The sequence below is a fragment of the Piscinibacter sp. PDB1-1 genome, assembly GCF_056675995.1.
On record NZ_JBWVZJ010000001.1, the window covers coordinates 1,237,988 to 1,260,238 of the forward strand.

The 22,251-nt window shown below is 68.1% G+C and carries 18 protein-coding genes; 13 read left to right on the top strand and 5 right to left on the bottom strand.

The genetic code is table 11. The annotated features are described in order from the left end of the window. Nucleotides 1-371: 371 nt before the first annotated feature. Complete coding sequence (gene metE / locus AC1KAR_RS05645) at nt 372-2,678, bottom strand: 5-methyltetrahydropteroyltriglutamate--homocysteine S-methyltransferase (RefSeq protein WP_480315382.1); 2,307 nt, start codon at nt 2,676-2,678, stop codon at nt 372-374. Between the two features lie 90 nt (nt 2,679-2,768). On the opposite strand from metE, the gene AC1KAR_RS05650 reads away from it, so the two are divergent. After that, on the top strand, nt 2,769-3,665 hold the full coding sequence (locus AC1KAR_RS05650) for a LysR family transcriptional regulator (protein WP_480315384.1): 897 nt from the start codon (nt 2,769-2,771) through the stop codon (nt 3,663-3,665). A 117-nt stretch (nt 3,666-3,782) separates the two neighbouring features. Here AC1KAR_RS05650 and AC1KAR_RS05655 read toward each other — a convergent pair whose 3' ends face one another. Next, nucleotides 3,783-4,658: an amino acid ABC transporter substrate-binding protein gene (locus tag AC1KAR_RS05655; RefSeq protein WP_480315386.1), complete on the bottom strand. Its 876-nt coding sequence runs from the start codon at nt 4,656-4,658 to the stop codon at nt 3,783-3,785. Between the two features lie 81 nt (nt 4,659-4,739). Beyond that, nucleotides 4,740-6,707: a hybrid sensor histidine kinase/response regulator gene (locus AC1KAR_RS05660; protein ID WP_480315387.1), complete on the bottom strand. Its 1,968-nt coding sequence runs from the start codon at nt 6,705-6,707 to the stop codon at nt 4,740-4,742. Nucleotides 6,708-6,837: 130 nt separating this feature from the next. Here AC1KAR_RS05660 and AC1KAR_RS05665 point away from each other — a divergent pair, with 130 nt between their 5' ends. From AC1KAR_RS05665 to AC1KAR_RS05695, 7 genes are all read left to right on the top strand, one after another. Next, nucleotides 6,838-7,194, top strand: a complete 357-nt coding sequence (locus tag AC1KAR_RS05665; protein ID WP_480315389.1) for a YciI family protein — start codon at nt 6,838-6,840, stop codon at nt 7,192-7,194. 83 nt (nt 7,195-7,277) lie between these two features. Beyond that, on the top strand, nt 7,278-7,700 hold the full coding sequence (locus tag AC1KAR_RS05670) for a YciI family protein (RefSeq protein ID WP_480315391.1): 423 nt from the start codon (nt 7,278-7,280) through the stop codon (nt 7,698-7,700). Beyond that, a complete protein-coding gene (locus AC1KAR_RS05675; protein ID WP_480315393.1) occupies nt 7,697-8,227 on the top strand; it encodes an SRPBCC family protein in 531 nt (176 codons plus the stop codon). The genes AC1KAR_RS05670 and AC1KAR_RS05675 overlap by 4 nt, the downstream gene beginning before the upstream one ends. Nucleotides 8,228-8,247: 20 nt before the next feature. After that, nucleotides 8,248-8,664: a VOC family protein gene (locus AC1KAR_RS05680; RefSeq protein WP_480315395.1), complete on the top strand. Its 417-nt coding sequence runs from the start codon at nt 8,248-8,250 to the stop codon at nt 8,662-8,664. Continuing rightward, nucleotides 8,664-9,953 carry an RNA polymerase sigma factor gene (locus AC1KAR_RS05685; RefSeq protein WP_480315397.1) on the top strand — a complete coding sequence of 430 codons (1,290 nt, stop codon included), beginning with the start codon at nt 8,664-8,666 and terminating at the stop codon, nt 9,951-9,953. The genes AC1KAR_RS05680 and AC1KAR_RS05685 overlap by 1 nt, the downstream gene beginning before the upstream one ends. Before the next feature lie 225 nt (nt 9,954-10,178). Continuing rightward, nucleotides 10,179-10,988, top strand: coding sequence for a formate/nitrite transporter family protein (locus tag AC1KAR_RS05690; RefSeq protein ID WP_480315399.1), 810 nt, complete (start codon nt 10,179-10,181; stop codon nt 10,986-10,988). A 72-nt stretch (nt 10,989-11,060) separates the two neighbouring features. Continuing rightward, on the top strand, nt 11,061-12,806 hold the full coding sequence (locus AC1KAR_RS05695) for a bifunctional protein-serine/threonine kinase/phosphatase (RefSeq protein ID WP_480315401.1): 1,746 nt from the start codon (nt 11,061-11,063) through the stop codon (nt 12,804-12,806). Nucleotides 12,807-12,837: 31 nt separating this feature from the next. On the opposite strand, the gene AC1KAR_RS05700 is transcribed toward AC1KAR_RS05695, so the two are convergent. After that, nucleotides 12,838-13,533 carry a hypothetical protein gene (locus AC1KAR_RS05700; RefSeq protein ID WP_480315403.1) on the bottom strand — a complete coding sequence of 232 codons (696 nt, stop codon included), beginning with the start codon at nt 13,531-13,533 and terminating at the stop codon, nt 12,838-12,840. Between the two features lie 148 nt (nt 13,534-13,681). Here AC1KAR_RS05700 and gltS point away from each other — a divergent pair, with 148 nt between their 5' ends. After that, complete coding sequence (gene gltS, locus AC1KAR_RS05705) at nt 13,682-14,896, top strand: sodium/glutamate symporter (RefSeq protein WP_480315405.1); 1,215 nt, start codon at nt 13,682-13,684, stop codon at nt 14,894-14,896. Between the two features lie 2 nt (nt 14,897-14,898). Next, complete coding sequence (locus tag AC1KAR_RS05710; RefSeq protein WP_480315407.1) at nt 14,899-16,464, top strand: TAXI family TRAP transporter solute-binding subunit; 1,566 nt, start codon at nt 14,899-14,901, stop codon at nt 16,462-16,464. A 25-nt stretch (nt 16,465-16,489) separates the two neighbouring features. Here AC1KAR_RS05710 and AC1KAR_RS05715 read toward each other — a convergent pair whose 3' ends face one another. Next, a complete protein-coding gene (locus AC1KAR_RS05715) occupies nt 16,490-16,906 on the bottom strand; it encodes a hypothetical protein (RefSeq protein ID WP_480315409.1) in 417 nt (138 codons plus the stop codon). A 1,288-nt stretch (nt 16,907-18,194) separates the two neighbouring features. Between AC1KAR_RS05715 and atzF the strand changes: the two genes are divergently transcribed. From atzF to AC1KAR_RS05730, 3 genes are read left to right on the top strand one after another with little or no spacing between them, the layout of a single operon-like run. Further along, nucleotides 18,195-20,021: an allophanate hydrolase gene (gene atzF, locus AC1KAR_RS05720; protein WP_480315411.1), complete on the top strand. Its 1,827-nt coding sequence runs from the start codon at nt 18,195-18,197 to the stop codon at nt 20,019-20,021. Between the two features lie 55 nt (nt 20,022-20,076). Continuing rightward, nucleotides 20,077-21,066: an ABC transporter substrate-binding protein gene (locus AC1KAR_RS05725; RefSeq protein ID WP_480315413.1), complete on the top strand. Its 990-nt coding sequence runs from the start codon at nt 20,077-20,079 to the stop codon at nt 21,064-21,066. A gap of 5 nt (nt 21,067-21,071) precedes the next feature. Continuing rightward, on the top strand, nt 21,072-21,920 hold the full coding sequence (locus AC1KAR_RS05730; RefSeq protein WP_480315415.1) for an ABC transporter permease: 849 nt from the start codon (nt 21,072-21,074) through the stop codon (nt 21,918-21,920). Nucleotides 21,921-22,251 lie beyond the last annotated feature (331 nt).

Below are 22,251 nucleotides of genomic sequence, written 5' to 3' on the forward strand. Positions count from 1 at the left end.
CACTGAAGTGCACTTAATTGCACTGTAGCTCATGGAATGAGGCAGGGTCAACGGAATCTGTAAAGAAAAATCAATGGAATCAAGCACTTAGGCACGCTTCCTCAATCGGCAAAGGCACGTAAAAAGTGCTTCATAAATAAGGACTTGCGTGATGGTCTGAAAGCGGACTCTGAGCTTGGCCGGCCCAGACCACTGGGAAAGTCCCCAGGAGTGGGGTGTGTGCAGGGCACCTCGCGCGATCCGAGACTTTTGCCACGATCGCGCTGCGTTCAAGCGATCCGCCGACACCAACCCGACGCCCATTGGAAAGTGGCGCACAGAAATGAAAAATCCCGGCACACAGGCCGGGATGCAAATGGCAACGGGAAGGATCAGGCCAGTTCGGCGCGCAGCTTTTTCGCCGCCGACACCATGTGGGTCAGCGCCGGCGTCACCTCGGCCCACTGCCGGGTCTTGAGGCCACAGTCGGGGTTGACCCACAGGCGCTCGGCGGGCACCCGCTCGGCGGCCAGCCTCATCAGCTTGACCATGTAGTCCTCGTTCGGGATGTTGGGCGAGTGGATGTCGTAGACGCCCGGGCCGATCTCGTTGGGGTACTTGAAGTCCTTGAAGGCATCGAGCAGCTCCATGTCGGAGCGCGAGGTTTCGATGGTGATGACGTCGGCGTCCATGTCGGCGATGGCGCCGATGATGTCGTTGAACTCCGAGTAGCACATGTGCGTGTGTATCTGCGCTTCGTCGGCCACGCCGTTGGCGGTGATGCGGAACGACTCCACCGCCCAGTCGAGGTACTCCTTCCACTGCGCGCGGCGCAGCGGCAGGCCTTCGCGCAACGCGGCCTCGTCGATCTGGATCACGCGGATGCCGGCCTGCTCGAGATCGAGCACCTCCTGGCGGATCGCCAGGGCAAGCTGCTTGCACGACACCGAGCGGGGCTGGTCGTCGCGCACGAACGACCAGTTGAGGATCGTCACCGGGCCGGTGAGCATGCCCTTCATCGGCTTGGTGGTGAGCGATGCGGCGTACTGGATCCAGTTCACCGTCATGGCCTTCGGGCGGCTGATGTCACCGAACAGGATGGGCGGCTTCACGCAGCGCGATCCGTAGCTCTGCACCCAGCCGAACTGGCTGAACGCGTAACCGTCGAGCTGCTCGCCGAAGTACTCGACCATGTCGTTGCGCTCGGGTTCGCCATGCACCAGCACGTCCAGGCCCAAGGCCTCCTGTTCCTTCACGCAATGGGCGATCTCGGCGCGCATCGCCTCGGTGTAGGCCGCTTCGTCGATCTCGCCGGCCTTGTACTGGCTGCGGGCGTGGCGGATCTCTGCCGTCTGCGGGAACGAGCCGATGGTGGTCGTGGGGAAGGCGGGCAGCTTCAGCCCCTTGGCCTGCTTGGCGGCACGCGCGGCATAGCCACTCATGCGCTGGCCGAGCTTCGCATCGATCTTCGCGATGGCAGCCTTCACGGCGGGGTTGTTGACGCGCGGCGAGTTGCGCCGGGCCGTGATGGCGGCCTGGTTCGCAGCGAGCGCGGCCTTGACCGAATCGCGGCCGCGGTTGAGCGCGCTCGCCAGAACGTTCAACTCCTCGATCTTCTGCAGCGCGAAAGCGAGCCACGACTTGACTTCGGCATCGAGCTTGCGCTCCTGGCCCAGGTCGACCGGCACGTGCAGCAGCGAGCACGACGGCGCGATCCACAGCCGCTCGCCCAGGCGCTGCGCCAGCGGTTCGACCCAGTCGAGCACGGCGTTGAGATCGGTCTTCCAGATGTTGCGGCCGTTGATCACGCCCAGCGACAGCACCTTGTGGGCAGGCAGCATGCCGAGCAGCGGCAGCACGTCGTCACGGCCGTTGATGGCATCGACATGCAGGCCGGCCACCGGCAGGTTGGCGGCGAGGTGGGCGTTCTCCTGCAACTGGCCGAAGTAGGTGGCCAGCAGGATCTTCACCTTGCAGCCCTTGAGGTCGTGATACGCCGTGTTGAAGGCATGGCGCCAATCGGCATCGAGTTCGGTCACGAGGATGGGTTCGTCGACCTGCACCCACTCCACGCCCTGCGCGGCCAGCGTGTCCAGCAGCTCGGCGTACACCGGCAGCAGCTTGGGCAGCAGCGCGAGGCGGTTGGAGTCGTCCTTGCTCTTGCCGATGGAAAGGTACGTGACCGGTCCGACGATCACCGGCTTGGCCTTCACGCCTTGCTTCTTGGCCTCGGCCAGTTGCTCCAGCAGGCGCGAGGCATCCAGCTTGAACTCGGTGCCCGCCTTGAACTCGGGGACGATGTAGTGGTAGTTGGTGTCGAACCACTTGGTCATCTCACCAGCGGCCACGCCGCCATGGCCACCGCAGCAGGCGTTCTCCTCGGACGACTTGGCCGAGCGACCGCGCGCCACGCGGAAGTAGTTGTCGAGCGCGTCGCCATGGAAGTCACGCACGCGGTCGGGCAGATTGCCGAGCGTGAAGCTCATGTCGAGCACCTGGTCGTAGAAGGCGAAATCGCCCACGGGCGCCAGGTCGAGGTCGATCTGGTGCACCCAGTGGCGCTGGCGCAGTTGCGCGCCGATGGACTTGAGCTCGTCGCGCGACGATTGGTTCTTCCAGTACGACTCCAGCGCGAACTTCAGTTCGCGGCGAGCGCCGATGCGGGGAAAGCCGAGGTTGTGGGTCTTGATCGTGGGCATGCTGCTTCCATCAGGTTGATGGCGCGAATGCTAGGCAGCGCAAGCCATGACGTAAAATGGTCATTTCTCACCAATGGATGAATTCTGTTCATGCTTGAGCGCATCCATCTTTCCATCGTCCGGGAGGTCGACAAGCACGGGTCGCTGACAGCAGCGGCCGGCGTGCTGTGCCTCACGCAATCGGCCTTGAGCCACACCATGCGCAAGCTCGAAGAGCAGCTTGGCACGCAGATCTGGCTGCGCGAAGGCCGCAGCCTGCGGCCCACGCAGGCCGGCCAGTACCTGCTGGCCATTGCCAACCGCGTGCTGCCGCAACTCGATCTGGCCGAGGAGCGCATCAAGCAATTCGCGCAGGGCGAGCGCGGCACGCTGCGCATCGGCATGGAGTGCCACCCCTGCTACCAATGGCTGCTCAAGATCGCCGCGCCCTACCTGGCGCGCTGGCCGGACGTCGATGTGGACGTGAAGCAGAAGTTCCAGTTCGGCGGCATCGGCGCGCTGTTCGGCTACGAGATCGACCTGCTGGTGACGCCCGACCCGCTCTACAAGCCCGGCCTGCACTTCGAGCCGGTGTTCGACTACGAACAGGTGCTGGTGGTGAACCGAGAGCACGCGCTTGCGGGCGCGGCCTATGTGAAGCCGCAGCACCTCACGAACGAGGTGCTCATCACCTACCCGGTGGACATCGACCGGCTCGACGTCTATACCCAGTTCCTGATGCCCGCCGGCATCTCACCCAAGCGGCACAAGACCATCGAGACCACCGACATCATGTTGCAGATGGTGGCCAGCGGCCGCGGCGTGGCCGCGTTGCCGCGCTGGCTTGTCGAGGAGTACACCGAGACGATGGCCGTGGTGCCGGTGAAGCTCGGCCGCCACGGCATCGCCAAGCAGATCTTTCTGGGCGCGCGCGAGGCCGACGTGCAGATCGACTACCTGCAAGCCTTTGTCGAGCAGGCGAGACACCCTCAAGGCACTGGCGGCTAGCGCGATGACGCCCCCTGCTCGACCCGCCAACCCTGCGGGGAGGGGCGGGCCACTCCCCGAGAAGCGGCCCACCCTGCGGCGCGAGTCATCCCGACTCGGCGGCGCAGGGCCAGACGGTCACTCGGGCAGGCGGCCGAGCGCGTACATCACTTCGAGAACTGGCGAGGGACGGCCCAGCGGCGCGAACCACTTGCCGTACAGCTCGGGCAGCGCGGCGCTTGCGTAGATCTGCGACAGGGCCGCATTCACCGATTGCTTGAGCGCCCAATCGCCACGCGGCAATGCGATGGCGTAAGGCTCGTACGAGAAGGCATCGGCCATCAGCGCGAGCGAGCCTGAATCCTTGGACTTGCCGGCCAGGCCGACCAGCAGCACGCGGTCGCCCACGAAGGCGTCGATGGTGCCGGCTTCGAGCTGCGCAAGACCGTCTTCGCGCGTCTTGACGGGCACCACCGTGGCGGTTACGACCTTGGCCTTGAGCGCCTCGTTCAGCGCGCGCTCGTTGCTCGTGCCGGTCATCACGCCGATCTTCTTGTTGGCCAGGGCGGACAGCGACATGCCCTCGGTGCTCTTGCGCACCAGCACGCCGGCGCCGTCGACGAACACCAGCGAGGAAAAGTCGACTTCCTTCAGGCGGCCGAGCGTCACCGTGCTGGCGCCGCACTCCATGTCGGCCTGGCCGCTGTTGACGGCGCTGAAGCGCGTCTGCAGCGTCACCGGCACCCACTTGATCTCGAGCGGCGCCACGCCGATCTGCTTTTCGATCACGCCGATCACGCGGCGGCACAGGTCGACGGTGTAGCCCGTGGGCTTCTTCTCGGCGTCTTCGAACGAGAACGGCATCGCGTCGGTGCGGTAGGCCACCGAGATGGTCTTGCTGCTCTGGATCTTCTTCAGGCGGCCGTCGAACGGTGCGGCGGCCATCTGGGCGAGTGCCAGCGTGGGCGCGAGCAGGAGCGCGGCGAGCAAGGCGGCGGAGCGGGTAGTAGCCATGGGATATGTCCTCGATGCAAAGGATGCTGTGGGCTTGGCGCCGGATGGCGCGGGCGGATTGTGCCCCCAACGAGCAGCGCGTCAGCCCTGTTGCGCAACGGGCCGCGCGCGGTGCATCGCGTCGTCGATCGCGCGGTCGAGCTCGTCGATGTCGAAGGGCTTGGCGAGCTTGATGACGCCCGGCGGCAACTCGGCCTCGAGTTCGGCATAGCCGGTGGCCAGCACGGTGGCCAGCTGCGGCGACTGCCGGCGCGCGGCCTCGACCAGGCTCGCACCGGTCATCTTGGGCATGGCGTGGTCCGTCAGGAGCAGTTGCACATGCGGCCCCGCCTGCAGCACACCCAGCGCCTCTTCGGCCGAGCCCACGCCCTGCACGTGGTGGCCCAGCTCTTCGAGCAACGCGACGGTGTTGGTGAGCACGAGGCTGTCGTCGTCCACCGCGAGCACGTTCAAGGGCTCGCGTGCGGTGCGCGGTACGCGGCCTGTCGCCGCCGCGATCGGGACCGCAGTCGCACGCGCAACATCGGCCACCGGCAACCAGACCTGGGCCATGGTGCCCTCGCCCGGCACGCTCGTCAGCACCAGCGCCCCCCCCGACTGCGAGGCCAACCCTTCGACCATCGACAGGCCCAGCCCCGTGCCCTTGCCGGGCCCCTTGGTCGTGAAGAAGGGCTCCGAGGCACGCGCGAGGGTTGGCGCATCCATGCCCATGCCGCGGTCGGACAGGGTCACGCGCACATAGCGGCCAGGTGCGAGTTTCGCGGGGCCGGCGCCGGGCCTCACGTCTTCGGCCGTGGTGTGGATGCTCACCGTTCCGCCACCGGGCATGGCGTCACGCGCGTTCACGGCCAGATTGAGCAAGGCGAGCTCGAGCTGGTTCGCATCGACGAACACCAGCAGCGGCTCGCCGCGCTTGGGGATGTCGAGCGTGATGGTGGGACCGAGCGAGCGGCGCAGCAGGTCGGCCACGCCATGCACAAGCTCCACCACATCGACCGCCGTGGGTTTGAGGTCCTGCCGCCGCGCGAACGACAGCATGCGCTGCGTGAGCGAGGCTCCGCGCTTGGCGCCGCGCACGGCGTTGTCGAGGATGCTGAGCGTCTTGGGGTCGTCACCAATGCGGCGGCGCAGCAGCTCCAGGCTGCTCAGGATCACCATCAGCAGGTTGTTGAAGTCGTGTGCCACGCCGCCGGTGAGCTGGCCGATGGCGTCGAGCTTTTGCGAATGGAAGAGCGACTCGCGCGCCTCTTCGAGGGCATGCTGCGCCTCGCGCTTGGCGGTCACGTCGCGCGTGATCTTGGCAAAGCCGATCACCTCGCCCGAATCGTTGCGGATGGCGTCGATCACCACGTTGGCCCAGAACTGGCTGCCGTCCTTGCGCACGCGCCAGCCCTCGGCCTCGTAGCGCCCCTCGCGGCGCGCCACCTCCAGCGCGCGCCCTGGGTCGCCGCGGGCCTGGTCTTCTGGGCGGTAGAAGCGCGAGAAGTGCTGGCCGATCACCTCGGCGGGCTTGTAGCCCTTGATGTGCTCGGCACCTGCGTTCCAGCTGCTCACCATGCCCTGGTTGTCGAGCATGTAGATGGCGTAGTCGGTCACGCCCTGCACGAGAAGGCGGAATTGCTGCTCGCTGCGCCGCAGCGATTCTTCGGCCGCACGGCGCTCGGTCAAGTCACGCGTGATCTTGGCGAATCCGAAGAGGCGCCCCCAGGGGTCGCGCACGGCGTCGATCACGACGCTCGCCCAGAAGCGGCTGCCGTCCTTGCGCACGCGCCAGCCTTCTTCCTCGAACTTGCCGTCTGTCTTGGCCCGCAGCAGGTTGCGCGCCGGCAGATCCGCGGCCTGGTCCTCGGGCGTGTAGAAGCGCGAGAAGTGCTGCCCGATGATCTCGCGCGCCGTATAGCCCTTGAAGCGCTGCGCGCCGGGGTTCCAGCTCGTGACGCGGCCCTCGGCGTCGATCATGTAGATCGCATAGTCGGTGACAGCCTCGATGAGCAGCCGCGCCCGACCATCTTCGGTCAGGGATGCGCCAAATTTCGAGCTGTCTTCCATGTGGAGGGGTTCCCGCGGTGGGTGTCGGTCAGATCGCGATCCATAGTACACACCGGCAGAGGTCCCTGCACATGAGATCGTGGTGTCGTCTATTCTTCTGTCCGCCCTGCCCACCCACCCGAGGACGCCCATGCCCTACATGCTGCTGATCCACGAACCCCAAGGCCAGCGCGCCACGCGCACCGAGGCCGAAGGCCGCGATCTCTACGCCCAGATGCTGCACTGGCGCGAATCGCTCAAGGCGCGCGGCCTCTTGCTCGCGGGCGAATCGCTGCAGTCGCAAGACCAGCACACCGCACGCGTGGCGGTGCGCGGCGGCAAGAAGCAGGTGCTCGACGGGCCCTTTGCCGAAGCCAAGGAGCTGATCGGGGGCTTCTTCCTCGTCGACTGCGCCACGCGCGAGCAAGCCATCGCCCTCGCCGGCGAGTGCCCGGCCGCCGCCTGGGCCACGCTCGAAGTGCGCGCCGTGGCCCCCTGTTACGAATAAATCGCCAACGGCCTGTCGAATCAGGCCGGTCCTGCTCGTCGTGTGGATGTGAACACCCCACCCACCCCGCAAGGAGAGCTGACATGCGATTCATGATCATCGTGAAAGCCACCGCCGACTCAGAGGCCGGTGTGCTGCCCGAAGAGGCGCTGATGGCACAGATGGCCGACTACCACGAGGAGCTGGCACGCGCCGGCGTGCTGCTCGACGCCAACGGGCTGCTGCCCACCGCCAAGGGCTGGCGCATCAAGTTCGGCGGCGGCCGTCGCACGCTCGTCGACGGGCCCTTCACCGAATCCAAGGAGCTGGTCGCCGGCTACACGCTGATCCAGGCCCGTTCGCGCGAAGAGGCGATCGAGTGGACGCGCCGCTTCCCTTCACCCATCGGCGGCGGGCGAGACGCCGAGATCGAGGTGCGCCAACTGTTCGAACTCGAAGACTTCAACCCCGGCGAAGCGGTCAAGCGCTTTCGCGACCTGCATATCGCCACGGAGGCCCGGCCATGATCAAGTCCATTGTTGTCATCGTGGTCGTGGCGCTGGGCGCGCTGCTGATCTATGCGGCCACGCGGCCCGACACGCTGCAGGTGGAGCGCAAGCTCGTGGTCAACGCGTCGCCGGACAAGATCCGCCCGCTGATCAACGACATGCACGCCTTCAACACATGGAACCCCTACAACCGCAAGGACCCGCAGATGAAGGGCAGCTACCGCGGCCCGAATGCCGGGCCGGGCGCGGCCTTCGACTTCTCGGGCGACAAGAACGTGGGCGCCGGCAGCATCACCATCGTGGAGCCACGCGGCCCGAACACGGTGTCGATGAAGCTCGACATGACCGAGCCGATGGCCGCAAGCAACGAGGTCGACTTTCACCTGGCACCCCAGGGCCCCGCCACCGAAGTCACCTGGGCGATGCGCGGCCACACGCCCTACATCGGCAAGCTGATGGGCATCTTCTTCAACATGGACAAGATGATCGGCACCGATTTCGAGAACGGCCTGGCGACACTGAAGACGCTCGCCGAGAAGCCCTGAGCGAAGCGAGAGGAACCAACATGACCACCAACAACCAGATCTTCGTCAACCTGCCGGTGAAGGACCTGCCGAAGTCGCGCGCGTTCTTCGAGAGCCTGGGGTACGGCTTCAACCCGGACTTCAGCAACGACCAAGGCGCGTGCATGGTCGTCAGCGACGCGATCTACGTGATGCTCTTGACCGAGCCTTTCTTCCAGACCTTCATCAAGAAGCCAGTGGCCGATGCGAACAAGAGCACCGAGGTGTTGATCTGCCTCTCGTGTGCGAGCCGAGACGAGGTCGACTCGCTGGTCACCAAGGTGCTCGCGGCCGGGGGCAGCTCGCCCGAGGTGCCCAAGGACCACGGCTTCATGTACTTCCGCAGCTTCGCCGACCTCGACGGCCACCAGTGGGAGCTGATGTACATGGACCCGAACGCCCCGCCACCGAACGCCTGATGAACGGGGCCCCCGACAGCACCACGCATGCGGCGATCGAGGCGGTCTGGCGCATCGAAGCGGCCAAGATCATCGCGACCGTCGCGCGCATGGTGCGCGATGTCGGCCTGGCCGAAGAACTCGCCCAGGACGCCCTCATCGCCGCGCTCGAGCACTGGCCCGAGCGCGGCGTGCCCGACAACCCGGGCGCCTGGCTCACGGCCACGGCCAAGAACCGCGCGCTCGACCACCTGCGCCGCGACAAGCTACTACAGAGCAAACATGAAGAGATCGGCCACGAACTCGAAGCCCAGGAGGCGTTGATCGTGCCGGACTTCGTCGACGGCCTCGACGCCCGGCGTGCTGACAGCATCGGCGACGACCTTCTGCGGCTGATCTTCACCGCCTGCCACCCGGTGCTCTCGACCGAAGCGCGCGTGGCGCTCACGCTCAAGCTGCTGGGCGGCCTCTCGACGGCCGAGATCGCGCGCGCCTTCCTCGTGCCCGAGCCCACCATCGCGCAACGCATCGTGCGCGCCAAGCGCACGCTCAGCGCGGCCAAGGTGCCGTTCGAGTTGCCACCGCCCGATGCGCTCGCCGAGCGTGTGGGGTCGGTGCTCGAAGTGATCTACCTCATCTTCAACGAGGGCTACACCGCCACCTCGGGAGACGACTGGATGCGCCCTTCGCTGTGCGACGAGGCCATCCGCCTCGGCCGCGTGCTGGCGGGCCTGGCGGCCGACGAGCCCGAGGTGCATGGCCTGCTCGCGCTGATGGAACTGCAGGCCTCGCGCACCGCTGCACGTGTCGATGCCGAAGGCAGGCCCGTGCTCCTGCTGGAGCAAGACCGCGCGCGATGGGATCACCTGCTGATCCGCCGCGGCCTGAACGCGCTCGCACACGCCGAGGCGCTGGGTGGCGCGCTCGGGCTCTATGCGCTGCAGGCCGCCATCGCCGCCTGCCACGCGCGTGCGCGCACGGCTGGTGAGACCGACTGGCCGCAGATCGTGGCCTTGTACGACGCGCTCGCGCAGACGGCGCCCTCGCCCATCGTGGAGTTGAACCGTGCCGTGGCGGTGAGCATGGCCTTCGGCCCGGCCGAGGGGCTCGCGCTCATCGACGCGATGCGCGACGACCCGGCCCTGCAGAACTACCACTGGCTCCCCAGCGTGCGCGGTGACTTGCTTGCCAAGCTCGGGCGCCGCGGCGAAGCGAGGGCGGAGTTCGATCGCGCCGCGCAACTGGCGCGCAACGCGCAGGAGAGCGCGTTGCTTGCAGCGCGTGCGAAAGCGCTCGGCGACGCGCCGTAACCGCAGCGGCTAACGCTTCACCCGCCCGGTGCGCTTCCGCACCAAAAGACGACATCTCGGCGCACCACAGCAGCGCCAAATCAGTTTCGTTCATTTTCCATTCACCAAGCAAGGGCGAGAAAGCCCATTGCGGCCCGTTCCCTCGCTCGGGAATCCCCGATTTGGCTCATTTCTTGCTGAAAGGCCGTGGCATTTCTTTTCCACGCACCAATAGAAGGATTTCCCATGGCCTACCTAGCGCCCTCAGAGTTCGTGACCAAGATGGTCGACGCGGGCGAATCGAAGATCTTCATGTCCACCCGCGACACCCTGATCCGCGCCTACATGGCGGGTGCCATCCTGGCGCTGGCTGCATGGTTCGCCGTGACGATCACGGTGAACACCGGCCAGCCGCTGCTCGGCGCCGTGCTGTTCCCGGTGGGCTTCTGCATCCTGTACCTCTTCGGCTTCGACCTGTTGACCGGCGTGTTCGTGCTGTGCCCGCTGGCGCTGATCGACAAGCGGCCCGGCGTCACCCTCGGCGGGGTGCTGCGCAACTGGGGCCTGGTGTTCTGCGGCAACTTCGGCGGTGCGTTCACCGTGGCGGTGTTCATGGCCATCGTGACCACCTTCGGCTTCTCGACCGAACCCAACGCCGTCGGACACGCCATCGGCGTGATCGGCGAGAACCGCACGCTCGGCTACGCCAAGTGGGGTGCGGCCGGCATGCTCACGCTCTTCGTGCGCGGCGTGCTGTGCAACTGGATGGTGTCGGCCGGCGTGGTCGGCGCGATGGTGTCGACCACCGTCACGGGCAAGGTGCTCGCGATGTGGATGCCCATCATGCTGTTCTTCTACATGACCTTCGAGCACTCGATCGTCAACATGTTCCTCTTCCCCTCGGGCCTGCTGCTGGGCGCGAAGTTCTCGCTGCTCGACTACCTGATCTGGAACGAGATCCCCACCGTGCTGGGCAACCTGGTGGGCGGCATGGCCTTCACTGGCCTCACGCTGTACTCGACCCACGTGCGTACCGCACCGAAGCGCAAGGCCTGATCGGCCCATCCTTCCTTTACAGTGAGCCAGCCCCGGCCCCGCAAGGGCCCGGGGCTTTTTCATGAGCGCACGATGGCCAACCAGCAACTGAAGATCTCGACGGGGCAACACTCCGACAAGGGCCACAAGGAGGTCAACCAGGACTTCCATGGCGTGAGCACCCCCGAGGGCGCGCTGCTCAACTCCAAGGGCATCGTGGCCGCACTGGCCGACGGCATCGGCAGCAGCGAGGTGAGCCAGGTCGCCGCCCGCTTCGCGGTGCTGGGGCTGATCGACGACTACTACTGCACCTCGGAAGCCTGGTCGGTGAAGAAGTCGGTCGAACGCGTGCTGAGCGCCACCAACTCGTGGCTGCACGCCAAGACGCAGCAAAGCCCGCACCGCTACGACATGGACCGCGGCTATGTGTGCACGCTGAGCGCGCTGGTGCTCAAGTCGGCCACCGCGCATGTCTTCCATGTGGGCGACAGCCGGGTCTACCGGGTGCACGAACACAGCCTGGAGCAGCTCACGCAAGACCACCGCGTGCGCATCTCCGAATCGCAGAGCTACCTGAGCCGCGCGGTGGGCTTCAACCCGCGCATCGACATCGACTACCTCACGTTGCAGGTGGCGGTGGGCGACACCTTCTTGCTCGTGACCGACGGCGTCTACGAGTTCGTCGACGACGCCTTCATCGCGCACACCATCGCGCGGCACCGCAACGATCTCGACGCCGGCGCGCGCGCGCTCGTGGACGAGGCACTGGAGCGCGGCAGCACCGACAACCTCACGGCGCAAATCGTGGTGGTCGACCAACTGCCGCAACACGGCCAGGTGAGCGAGATCCAGCAGCAGCTTTCTGCCCTGCCGCTGCCACCGGCGCTTGAAGCGCGCAGCGTGATCGACGGCTACACCGTCGTGCGCGAGTTGCACGCCAGCCACCGCAGCCACATCCACCTTGCGCTGGACAACGAGACGCAGGCGGCCGTCGTCATCAAGACCCCGTCGACCGACCTGCAGGGCGATGCCGACTACCTAGAGCGCTTTCTGATGGAAGAGTGGGTGGCGCGGCGCATCAGCAGCCCGCACGTCTTGAAGCCCTACCCGCCCACGCGCGAGCGCCGCTTTCTCTATGTGGCCACCGAGTTCATCGAGGGCCAGACGCTCGCGCAATGGATGGTGGACCACCCCCGCCCGAGCCTGGACAGCGTGCGCGGCATCGTCGAGCAGATCGCGCGCGGCCTGCAGGCCTTTCACCGGCTGGAGATGCTGCACCAGGACCTGCGGCCCGAGAACATCATGATCGACCGCACCGGCACCGTGAAGATCATCGACTTCGGCTCTGTCAGCGTGGCCGGCGTCACCGAGCGCAACGGCCCGGGCGACGCGCCCGAGCCCATCCTCGGCACGGTGCAGTACACCGCGCCCGAGTACTTTCTCGGCGAGCCCGGCACCGAGCGCTCGGACTTGTTCTCGCTCGCCGTGATCACCTACCAGATGCTCAGCGGCCGACTGCCCTACGGCGCCGAGGTGGCCAAGTCACGCACACGCACGGCGCAGAAGCGCCTGCACTACGACTCGGTGCTGTCCGAAGACCGCGAGACCCCGGCGTGGATCGATGCCGTGTTGCGCAAGGCCCTGCATGTGGACCCGCTGCGCCGGTACGAGGCGCTGTCCGAGTTCACGCACGACCTGCGCCACCCCAACGCCGAGTTCGTGCGCGACACGCGGCCCGCGCTGGTGGAGCGCAACCCGGTGCTGTTCTGGAAGTGCCTGAGCGCTGCCCTCACGCTGGTGGTGCTTGCGCTCCTGTTCGCCCACTTCGGGCGCGGGTGAGTGGCGCAGTCAAGGGGCGCACCGGGCAGCCTCAGCCGCCGAGCGCGATGATCGCCGCCGTCAGGAGCACACCCACGACCGTCATCGCCAGGCCCGCCTTCCAGCCGCCGCCACCGGCATAGCGGCCGAGCGCGATCCCGCAGGCGAACAGCATGGCGAGCGTGAGGACACGCGAGGCCAGCAGCGCGGGCTTCTCGTCGAGCAGCAGAAACGGCAGCGCCACCGGGAACGTGCCCAGCACCACGATGGCGAAGACCGCGGCGGCTGCGGCGAAGTCGCGCCCGACCAGGGTGGCGCGCATCGGCAGCTCGGGCAGCGCCACGAGGCGCCGGCGCATCGGCTCGAGGTCGGCATCGCTCACCAGGGTGCGCATCACGCTGCCCAGTTCGGCGTGGACCATCTGCGTGCCGCGCACGGCGTCGGCCTCGGCGCGCACAGCGGTGGCGAGCGCGACACGGCGTGCGCGTTGTGACAGCGTTCGCACCAGGTACATCACCGCGTCGGCCAGCCCCCAGGCGAGGTTGCATCCGAGCGCGGTGTTGAACATCACCCGCCCGGCATGCGCGCCATCACTGGCCACCGACACCGCCCCCACGAAGGTCAGCGCCATGAAGAGGCCGAAGCAGAGTTCGCAGACGCGTTCGATGGTGTCGAGCACCGGCTCGCGGGTGGCTGTCGCGGCGGGGTCACGGGCCTGTGGGGCGGCGGCGGGCGGGGTGACTGTCAATGGGTCCTCCTCAGGTTCTCGGATGCAAACTGCGCACCGGGCGGCCGAGGGCTGTGGCGTCGCCGGTGCAGGCCGCATTGTTCCGGACGATAGCCCCTCAAAGGCAAACCCCATCGACAGGAACGCGCGCGCACTGTGAAATCACCGGATGAACTCAGCGATCACTCTGGATCCCGTTGCCTCGCTGCTGGCCGCGGTCGTCGTGCTGCTGATCGGCACGCTGCTCAACCGCCGGGTCAGGCTGCTCTCGCGCTACAACATTCCCGACCCCATCACCGGCGGCGTGATGTTCGCCCTGATCGCCTCGGTGGCCTGGGCGCTCTTCGACGTCAAGCTGGTGGTCGACCAGACGCTCAAGCCCTTGCTGCTGCTGATGTTCTTCGCCGGCGTGGGCATGACGGCCGACCTGCGCCAGCTCCGGCGCGGCGGGCGCGCGCTGGTGATCTTCCTGATCGTGCTGTTCCCCTACATCCTGGTGCAGAACGCGGTCGGCGTCGGCGTGGCGAAGCTGCTCGACCTGCACCCGATCTATGGCCTGGTCGCCGGCTCGATCACGCTGGTGGGCGGCCACGGCACCGGCGCGGCCTACGCCGAACGTTTCGCCGACTACAACAACCTGCAGTCGGTGATGGAGTTATCGATGACGGTGGCGACGATGGGCCTGATCGTCGGCGGCATCATCGCCGGCCCGGTCGCGCAGTTCCTGATTACGCGGCACCGGCTGCGCTCGAGCGGCACGGCGGCCGATGCACCGGGTGACAACGGGGACGAGGCTGCACCCTCGCGCGAACCCATCGGCACAGTGGCCGTGCTGCTGGCGCTGGCCGGCATCCTGACCGCGGTGCTCGGCGGGCAATGGCTGGCCTCGAGGTTCTCGGGCGGTGCCGTCACGATCCCGGGGTTCCTGTGGTGCATGCTGCTCGGCATCGCGATCCGCAACCTGGCGCCGTTCGCCCGCGTGCGCTTCGACGATCGCGCCTCGGAGCTGCTCGCGGGCGTATGCCTGTCGCTTTTTCTGGTGACGACAATGATGGTGCTCGACGTGATCGAGGTCGCCCGCGCGGCCGGGCCGATGATCGTGATACTCGTCGCCCAGGTGGCGGTCATCATCGTGTATGCGGTCTTCGTCTGCTTCCGGCTCATGGGCCGCGACTACGAAGCCGCGGTGACCAGTGCCGCGTTCATCGGCTTCAACGTCGGCTCCACCGCGACCGCGATGGCCAACATGCAGGCGATCACAGCGAAGTACGGTCCCGCGCCGCAGAGCTACCTGATCGTGCCGCTGGCCGGGGCGTTCTTCATCGACCTGATGAACGCCTTCCTGCTGACGCTGATCCTGCCGCTGCCCTTCATCGGAGGTTGACGATGCGTTGCCTGCTGCTGGTCTTCGCACTGCTTTCGGGTCTCGCGGGTTGCACCGCCGGGCCCGATGCCGAGGTGCTTCGCAAGGATGTGACGTTGCGCCTCGCGCAGGCGCTACCACCCGGGTCGGTGACGCTGGTGGAGTTCGTGCGCCGCGGCTCGCAGGCCGACACCAAGGCGCGCAACGAAACGCGCCGCGTCGTCTATTTCGACGCGGTGCTGAAGGTCGAACGCGACATCGACTTCGGCGCATGGGACGCACCCGGCATGGCCGGCCTGGTGTCGGCGCTCGGCACCGGGCCGAAGGGCATCGTCGGCGTCCAGTCGGGCGGCAACAAGGCCGGCGATCAGGTCCGCGCCCGCGGCACCGCGCTCTACCGCCGCGATGGCGACAATTGGGTTGCCGTGGCTCCGGCGGGCTACCGGCCATCCGAAGCGCCAGCCTATGCCACCAGCGCACCGGCACGCGGCCCAGCGGCGATCCTTGACGCGATGCGCAAGGTGATCGAGTCGGTGCAGAAGGACTCGTCGCCCGACACGCTTGCGGTGGTCGAGGAGGAACTGGCGCTCGCTCACGCGACGATCAACGCCCGCCTCGCGCGCGCAGCCAACGGCTACGCCATCGCTGCCGGGCCGGAGCACGGCCAGTACCTTCGCTTTGCGCGTGCGCTGTCCGAACTCAAGCCCGGCCGCACGATGCCGCTCGTCACGCTCGGCGGGGAGGAGAACCTGGATCTGCTGCGTGCCGGCAAGGTTTCGCTGGCGCTGGTGCAGGCCGATGCTGCGCTCGCCGCCTACGACGGCAAGGGCGCCTTCGCGCACGGCGGGGCCGACCCCACGCTGCGTGCACTGGGCAGCCTCTACCCCGAACCGGTACATGTACTCGTGCGGCTCGATGCGCCCTACGCAACGCCCGCCGACCTGCGCGGCCGCCGCGTGGCCATCGGGCGGCCCGGCTCGGCGTCTCGCACGACCGCGTTGCGCGTGCTCGATGCACACGGTTTGCGATCGAGCGATGTGAAGGCCATCGAACTGCCACTGGCCGATGCGCTGATCGGCCTGCAGCGGGGCGAGGTCGATGCGGTGATCCAGGTGATCGGGGTGCCGGCCGACAGCATCCGCGACGCGATCGCGGCCATACCACTGCGCCTGCTCCCGCTCAGCGCCGACGCGGCCACGAAACTGACGGCCGACAAGAGCGGCCTGTTCGCGCACACCGTGCCGGCCGGGACCTACGCCACGCAGCCGGCACCGGTTCGAAGCGTGGCCACGGCCGCCTTGATGCTGGTCGGCAGCGATCTGTCGGACGCCGAGGTCGGCGCGCTCACGCGCTTCATCTACGACAAGGGTGGCGACTTCGCGGCGCACGGCAGCGCGCAGGGCCAGCAAGTGTCGACCGCCACGGCGCAACACGGCCTGACGGTGCCGCTGCACGTCGCCGCTGCGCGTGTGCTCAACAGGGCGCCGTCTGCTGCGGCGCCCGCACCCGCCAGCGCGCCGGTGGCCCCTTTCACCGCGGCCAGCGCGAACGCGAGCAACTCCGAGACGGCCAGTTCACCGGCGCGGTGAACGACCGCCGCGCAGCGCGCGGTGCCTACCAGCGGCAGCCCGGGTCGATGCCCAGCGCACCGGCGGCCAGCGGCAGCGCGCCGAACAGGCCTTTGTCGGCGTGGGCCGTGCGGCAATCGGGCTTGCCCGACTTCTGAATCTCCTCGCTGAGCTTGGGCCGGCGATCCGGGGGTGCCTGCAACAAGGGAAGCAGGCCCGGCGCGCGTTGCGTGCTCGTCGGGCCCATCGAAGCAGACCCCGGCAGGTTCAGGTTCAAGGGCGCGGGGGGTGCACTGGCACCGGTGGCCGGTGCGGTGGCAGCGCCGCGGGTGCCAGGGACGTCGGTGGCACCCTCGGCGTCGTAGCCAGGCACACCAGGCAGGAACGGTCGCGGCGGCTTCGCCGTGGCGGGCGGCAGCGACGGTGTGGGTACCGGTACGGGCGTGGGCGGCAGTGCCGTCACGGGTGGTGATGTCGATGTCGCCGCGGCTGGGGCCACCGCCGGCCGCGCGGGTGGGATTGGCGTCGGTGCGGGCAGCGCCGGCGGGGGCAGGGCCGGAGGCGCTGCCGGCACAACGACAGGCTCGGGCGTCGGCGCCGGGCGCACAGGAGGCGCAGGCGTCACAGGGATAGGCTCCGTCACTGCTTGCGAGGCAGCGTCCGACGGTCGGGCCACCACGGGTGCAGGTGCAGGTGCAGGTGCAGGTGCAGGTGCAGGTGCAGGTGCAGGTGCAGGCGTGGGTGCGGGTGCCGGAGCAGGCGGCGCTGGCAAGGGAGCCGGCGCGGCCTCGGCCGGCTGCGTCTCGGGCGCGGGTGCTGCCGGGACGGGCTGCGCGGTGGCTGGTGCTGGTGCTGGTGCTGGTGCTGGCACTGGCACTGGCACGGGTTCGGGCGGCTCAGGCACGGGCGCTGGAGGCAGCGGACGTGAGAACGCGTCGGGACGGCGATCCTCTGCACGGGGCAACACCAGTTCCGGCGCGCGCGGGGCGGGGGTCGGCGCAGGCGCAGGCGCAGGCGCAGGCGCAGGCGCAGGCGCAGGCGAAGGCACGGGCGCGGGCGGTGATTCGGCATCTTCCAGCGGTGCGCGCGGCGCATCGGCCCCGCGCTCCGAATCTGTCGCCGGGGGTGCCGTGCGACCCGTGCCTGGAGGCGCCGCTCGCTCCGCGCTGGGACCCCGTGGGGCGGCGCGCGCCGTGTCGGCCGCGGTCGGCTGGCTGTCGCGCGGCGCGATGGCAATCAAGAGCTCGGTGGGCGCGGGCAGACCCCCCCCACCCACCGCCGAGGCCGCGTCATCCGGTTCGCGCGCGCCTTCGAGCACCAGCTGAAGGGGTGGCGCCCCGCTCCCCTGCTGCCCGGCGCCGGAGCCGGGCGCCGTGCCGACGATCAGCACCAGCAGCACATGCAGCAGCAGCGCGAGCGTCAGGCATTGAATGAGCGGCGCAGGCCGCGGCGGGGCGGGCGGCCAGGGCTGCGCCTGTGCGTGGCCTTCGCGGGCAGGCGGGGGGCTCGGGTGTTCGGTCTCGGGGCTCACTCAGGGAGGCCGTGGCGCACGCGCCGGTGCGTGCCGGCAGGGCCGTAGGTCGCGGCGATTCTCGCAGCCAGCAGCGCGCGTGCAGCGTGTACATCGCACGAGCACAGCTTGTGCCATCGCCGATCCCGCTGAACGCCCCAGGAGTCGAACCGCACTGGCACGCCATCTGCTTTGCATCTTGCATACAAGTTTGGATGCACAAATGCAGGGCGAGCCCGACATGATCGATCCCAGAACCTTGCCTGAACTGCGCGAGGCCTTGCGCACGGGCACCTTGACGGTGCGGCAGCTGATGCTGCGCTTCATGGCCGAGCAGTCGCAGCAGTCGGCCGCCGCCTGGATCTCGCGCCTGCCCGATGACGAACTGATGGCACGCGCCGATGCCTGCGACGCGCGCCTGCTCAGCGACGGGACGCAGGTCCTCGACAGCCTGCCGCTGCTGGGCATCCCCTTCGGCGTGAAAGACAACATCGACGTGGCCGGCCTGCCCACCACCGCCGCGTGCAAGGGCTTCGCCGCAGGGCCGGCCGCGCGCCACGCGCTCGCCGTGCAGAGGCTGGTGGACGCGGGCGCCATCCCTGTCGGCAAGACCAACCTGGACCAGTTCGCCACCGGTCTGGTCGGCACGCGCTCGCCGTATGGCGCCGTGCCGAACAGCTTCGATGCAACCTACGTGAGCGGCGGCTCCAGTTCGGGCACCGCGTATGCCGTTGCGATGGGCCAGGTGCCTTTCGCGCTCGGCACCGACACGGCGGGCTCGGGCCGCGTGCCGGCGGGCTTCAACAACCTCATCGGGCTCAAGCCGACGCCGGGGCGCGTGAGCACCAGCGGCCTGCTGCCCGCGTGCCGCAGCATCGACTGCATCTCGGTGATGGCGCTCACGGTGGACGACGCCGCGCAGGTGCTGTCGCTCATCGAGGGGCCCGACGCCGCCGATGCCTACAGCAACTACGCCCCCGGCCCGGCGCGCCTGAAGCCAGTGCTGCGCGTGGGCATCCCGGCGCGGCCAATGTTCCCGGGCCCGCAGGGCGAGAGCGGCTACCGGGCCGCGTTCGCCAAGGCCGCGGCGCATGTGCAATCGCTCGGCCACGAGGTGGTGCCACTCGATTTCTCGCCGCTGCACGCCACCGCCGAGTTGCTCTATGGCGGCCCGTGGGTGGCCGAGCGCCACGCGGCAGTACAAAAGCTGCTCGACCGGCAGCCCGAAGTATTCGACCCCTCGGTGCGGCAGATCGTCGAGAGCGCGCGCAACTTCACCGCCACCGATGCCTTTCGGGGCCAGTACGCGCTGCGCGCCGCGCAACGCGATGCGCAGTCGATCTGGCAACAGGCCGACGTGCTGATGGTGCCCACCGCGCCCGTGCACCCCACCATGGCCGAGGTGGCGGCCGACCCGATCGGCGCCAACGCACAGCTTGGCGCGTACACCAATTTCGTCAACCTGCTCGGCTGGTGCGCGCTGGCCCTGCCCTTCGGCTTCGCCGACAAGCGCATGCCCTTCGGCGTGACATTCATCGCGCCGCCCAACTTCGATGCCGCACTCGCGCGCTTCGGCGCCGTGTGGCAGGCGCGGCTTGGCCTGCCGCTGGGCGCCATCGGTCGCAGCACCAAGACGCCCTGCAAGCTCACCCGCCCGCCAGCGGCCGCACCCACGCTCGCGATCGCCGTGGTCGGCGCGCACCTGAGCGGCCTGCCGCTCAATGGGCAACTCACCGAACGCGGCGCCACCTTGCGCACGCCCACCACCACCGCAGCGCAGTACCGCCTGTACGCACTGCCCGGCACGGTGCCGCCCAAGCCCGGGCTGCTGCGCGTGGCGTCTGGCGGAGCCGCCATCGCCGTCGAGGTCTGGGACCTGCCCTTCGAGGCCGTCGGCTCCTTCCTTGCGCTCATCCCCGCGCCGCTCGGCCTGGGCAGCCTGACGCTCGCCGACGGCACTTCGGTGCACGGCTTCATCTGCGAGGCCCATGCGCTCGAAGGCGCGAAAGACATCACCTCGTTCGGCGGCTGGCGTGCGTACCTCGCATCGCTCAAACCGGCCGCCTGACCTCGCTGCGTTCGCCCACGCTCCCCTTCACCGACAGCCACCAGGAGTACCACCGATGACCACCGAAGCCCGCCTCAACACCCGCCGACGCCGCCTCCTCGCCGCAGGCGCCATCGCCCTGGGCGCACCCACCATCGCGCGCGCGCAAGCCGGCCCCAAGATCCGCATCGGCTACTGGCCGATCGCCGCCGGCCTGCCGCTGTACGCCGCCGTCGAGAAGGGCTACTTCAAGGACGTCGGCCTCGATGTCGAAGCCATCAAGTTTGCCGGTGCCCAGCAGGTGATGGAGGCCATGCTCTCGGGGCGCGCGGACGGCGCCGCCAACGGCACCGGCTCGGGCAACCTGGGCGTGGGCGAGATCGCATCGCCCGGGCTCTACAAGATCATCGCCACCAACCCGAGCAACGCGAAGTACGTGCTCGACCAGTTCATCGTGCCCAAGGACAGCCCGGTCAAGAGCATCGCCGAGCTGAAGGGAAAGCGCGTGGCCTCGGGCCCCGGCATCCAGAACAAGACGCTCGCCCTCACCGTGCTCGAACGTGCCGGCGCCGGTGGCACGGCAGTGACCGAACTGCCCATCAGCCAGCACGTGGCCGCACTCGCCGCCGGCCAGGTCGACGCCTGCTACACGCTGGAGCCCACCGGCACCGTGGGCCGCATGAACGGCACCACGCGCGTGCTCGAAGCGGGCGTGATCGCCAAGTACATCCTCGGCGACCCGCTCGCACCATGGCACGGCGGCTCGGCGGCACTCACCACAGAGTTCATCAAGAAGTACCCGGCCGAGACCAAGAAGTACATCGCCGCCTACGCGAAGGGCATCGAGCTCGTGCGCACCAAGCCCGACGAGGCGCGCCAGTACCTCAAGGGCTACACCGCCATCGAAGGCCCGCTGACCGGCGAGGTACCGCTGGCCTCGTACATGCTCTACAACGAGTTCAAACCGAGCGACATCGCCGCGTTCCAGAAGTTCTTCGACCTGTTCACCGAGAAGGGCGTGTTCGAGAAGAAGCTGTCCGTGGAATCGCTGATCTTCAAGGGGTGAGCGCCATGAGTGACAGCTCTGCCGTGCCGGTGACCGCTGCTGCTGCAGCGGCCGCGCCGTGGTCGCCGCCCGACTCGGCCGCACCTCCCCTGCGCAAGAAGTTCGACTGGGGCCGCCTGCTCCCCGTGCTGGGGCCGCTCGCGCTCTTCATCGTGTGGGACATCGTGGTGCGCGCGGGGTGGATCAAGCCGATCCTGCTGCCGCCGCCACTGGCCACGCTCGAAACGCTCATCACCGGCCTGCTCGGCGGTGCGCTGCTGACGGACTTTCTCGTGACGGTGTGGCGCACGGTGCAAGCCTTCGTGATCGCCGCTGTGGTGGGCGTACCGCTGGGCGTGCTGCTGGGCAGCAACGAGAAGGCGTACCGCAGCGTCGAGTTCCTGATCGACTTCTTCCGCTCCACGCCGAGTTCGGCGTTGATCCCGCTCTTCCTGCTGATCTTCGGCGTGAGCGACATCAACAAGGTGGCGATCGCGGCGTTCGGCGCGTTCCTGATCGTGGTGTTCAACAGCGCCTACGGCGTCATCAACGCCCGCAAGCAGCGGGTGATGGCGGCGAAAGTGATGGGTGCGAACCGCTGGCAGATCTTCAAGGACGTGCTGGTGTGGGAGTCGCTGCAACCGAGCTTCGTGGGCCTGCGTTCGGCGGTCTCGATGGCACTCGTGATCGTGATCGTGGCCGAGATGTTCATCGGCTCCGACAAGGGGCTGGGTCACCGCATCATCGACGCGCAACAGGTGCTGAACGTGAAGACGATGTACGCGGCGATCCTGGCGGCAGGTGCGTTGGGCTACACGCTGAACGTGCTGTTCCTGGTGGTCGAACGCAAGATTGTTCATTGGAGTGGGCGGTGATGTACGCCACGCGCGGTGCAGGGCTTCGATACCTCAGCCCGAGCGGCCGGAGGTACGCCACGGCCACACCCCGCCGACACGAGGCCAGCGCAGCTGGCGAGCGCATTCGGGGGCCCCTGAGAGCCGTCGAGCAGCGCAGGGCTTGGGGTGGCGCGCGCAGAGCGCCTCAACAACTGACTTCGCGCAGCTGTCCGAGCGCAGCGCCGGCAAGGCGCGTAGCGAGTTCTGCGCGACACCCCAAGACCGAGCAGCGCAGAGAAGTCCGCCCTAGGCGGACCGGCGAACGGGGTGCCCTTTCTTTTGCCTTCTTTTCTTTGGGCAAGCAAAGAAA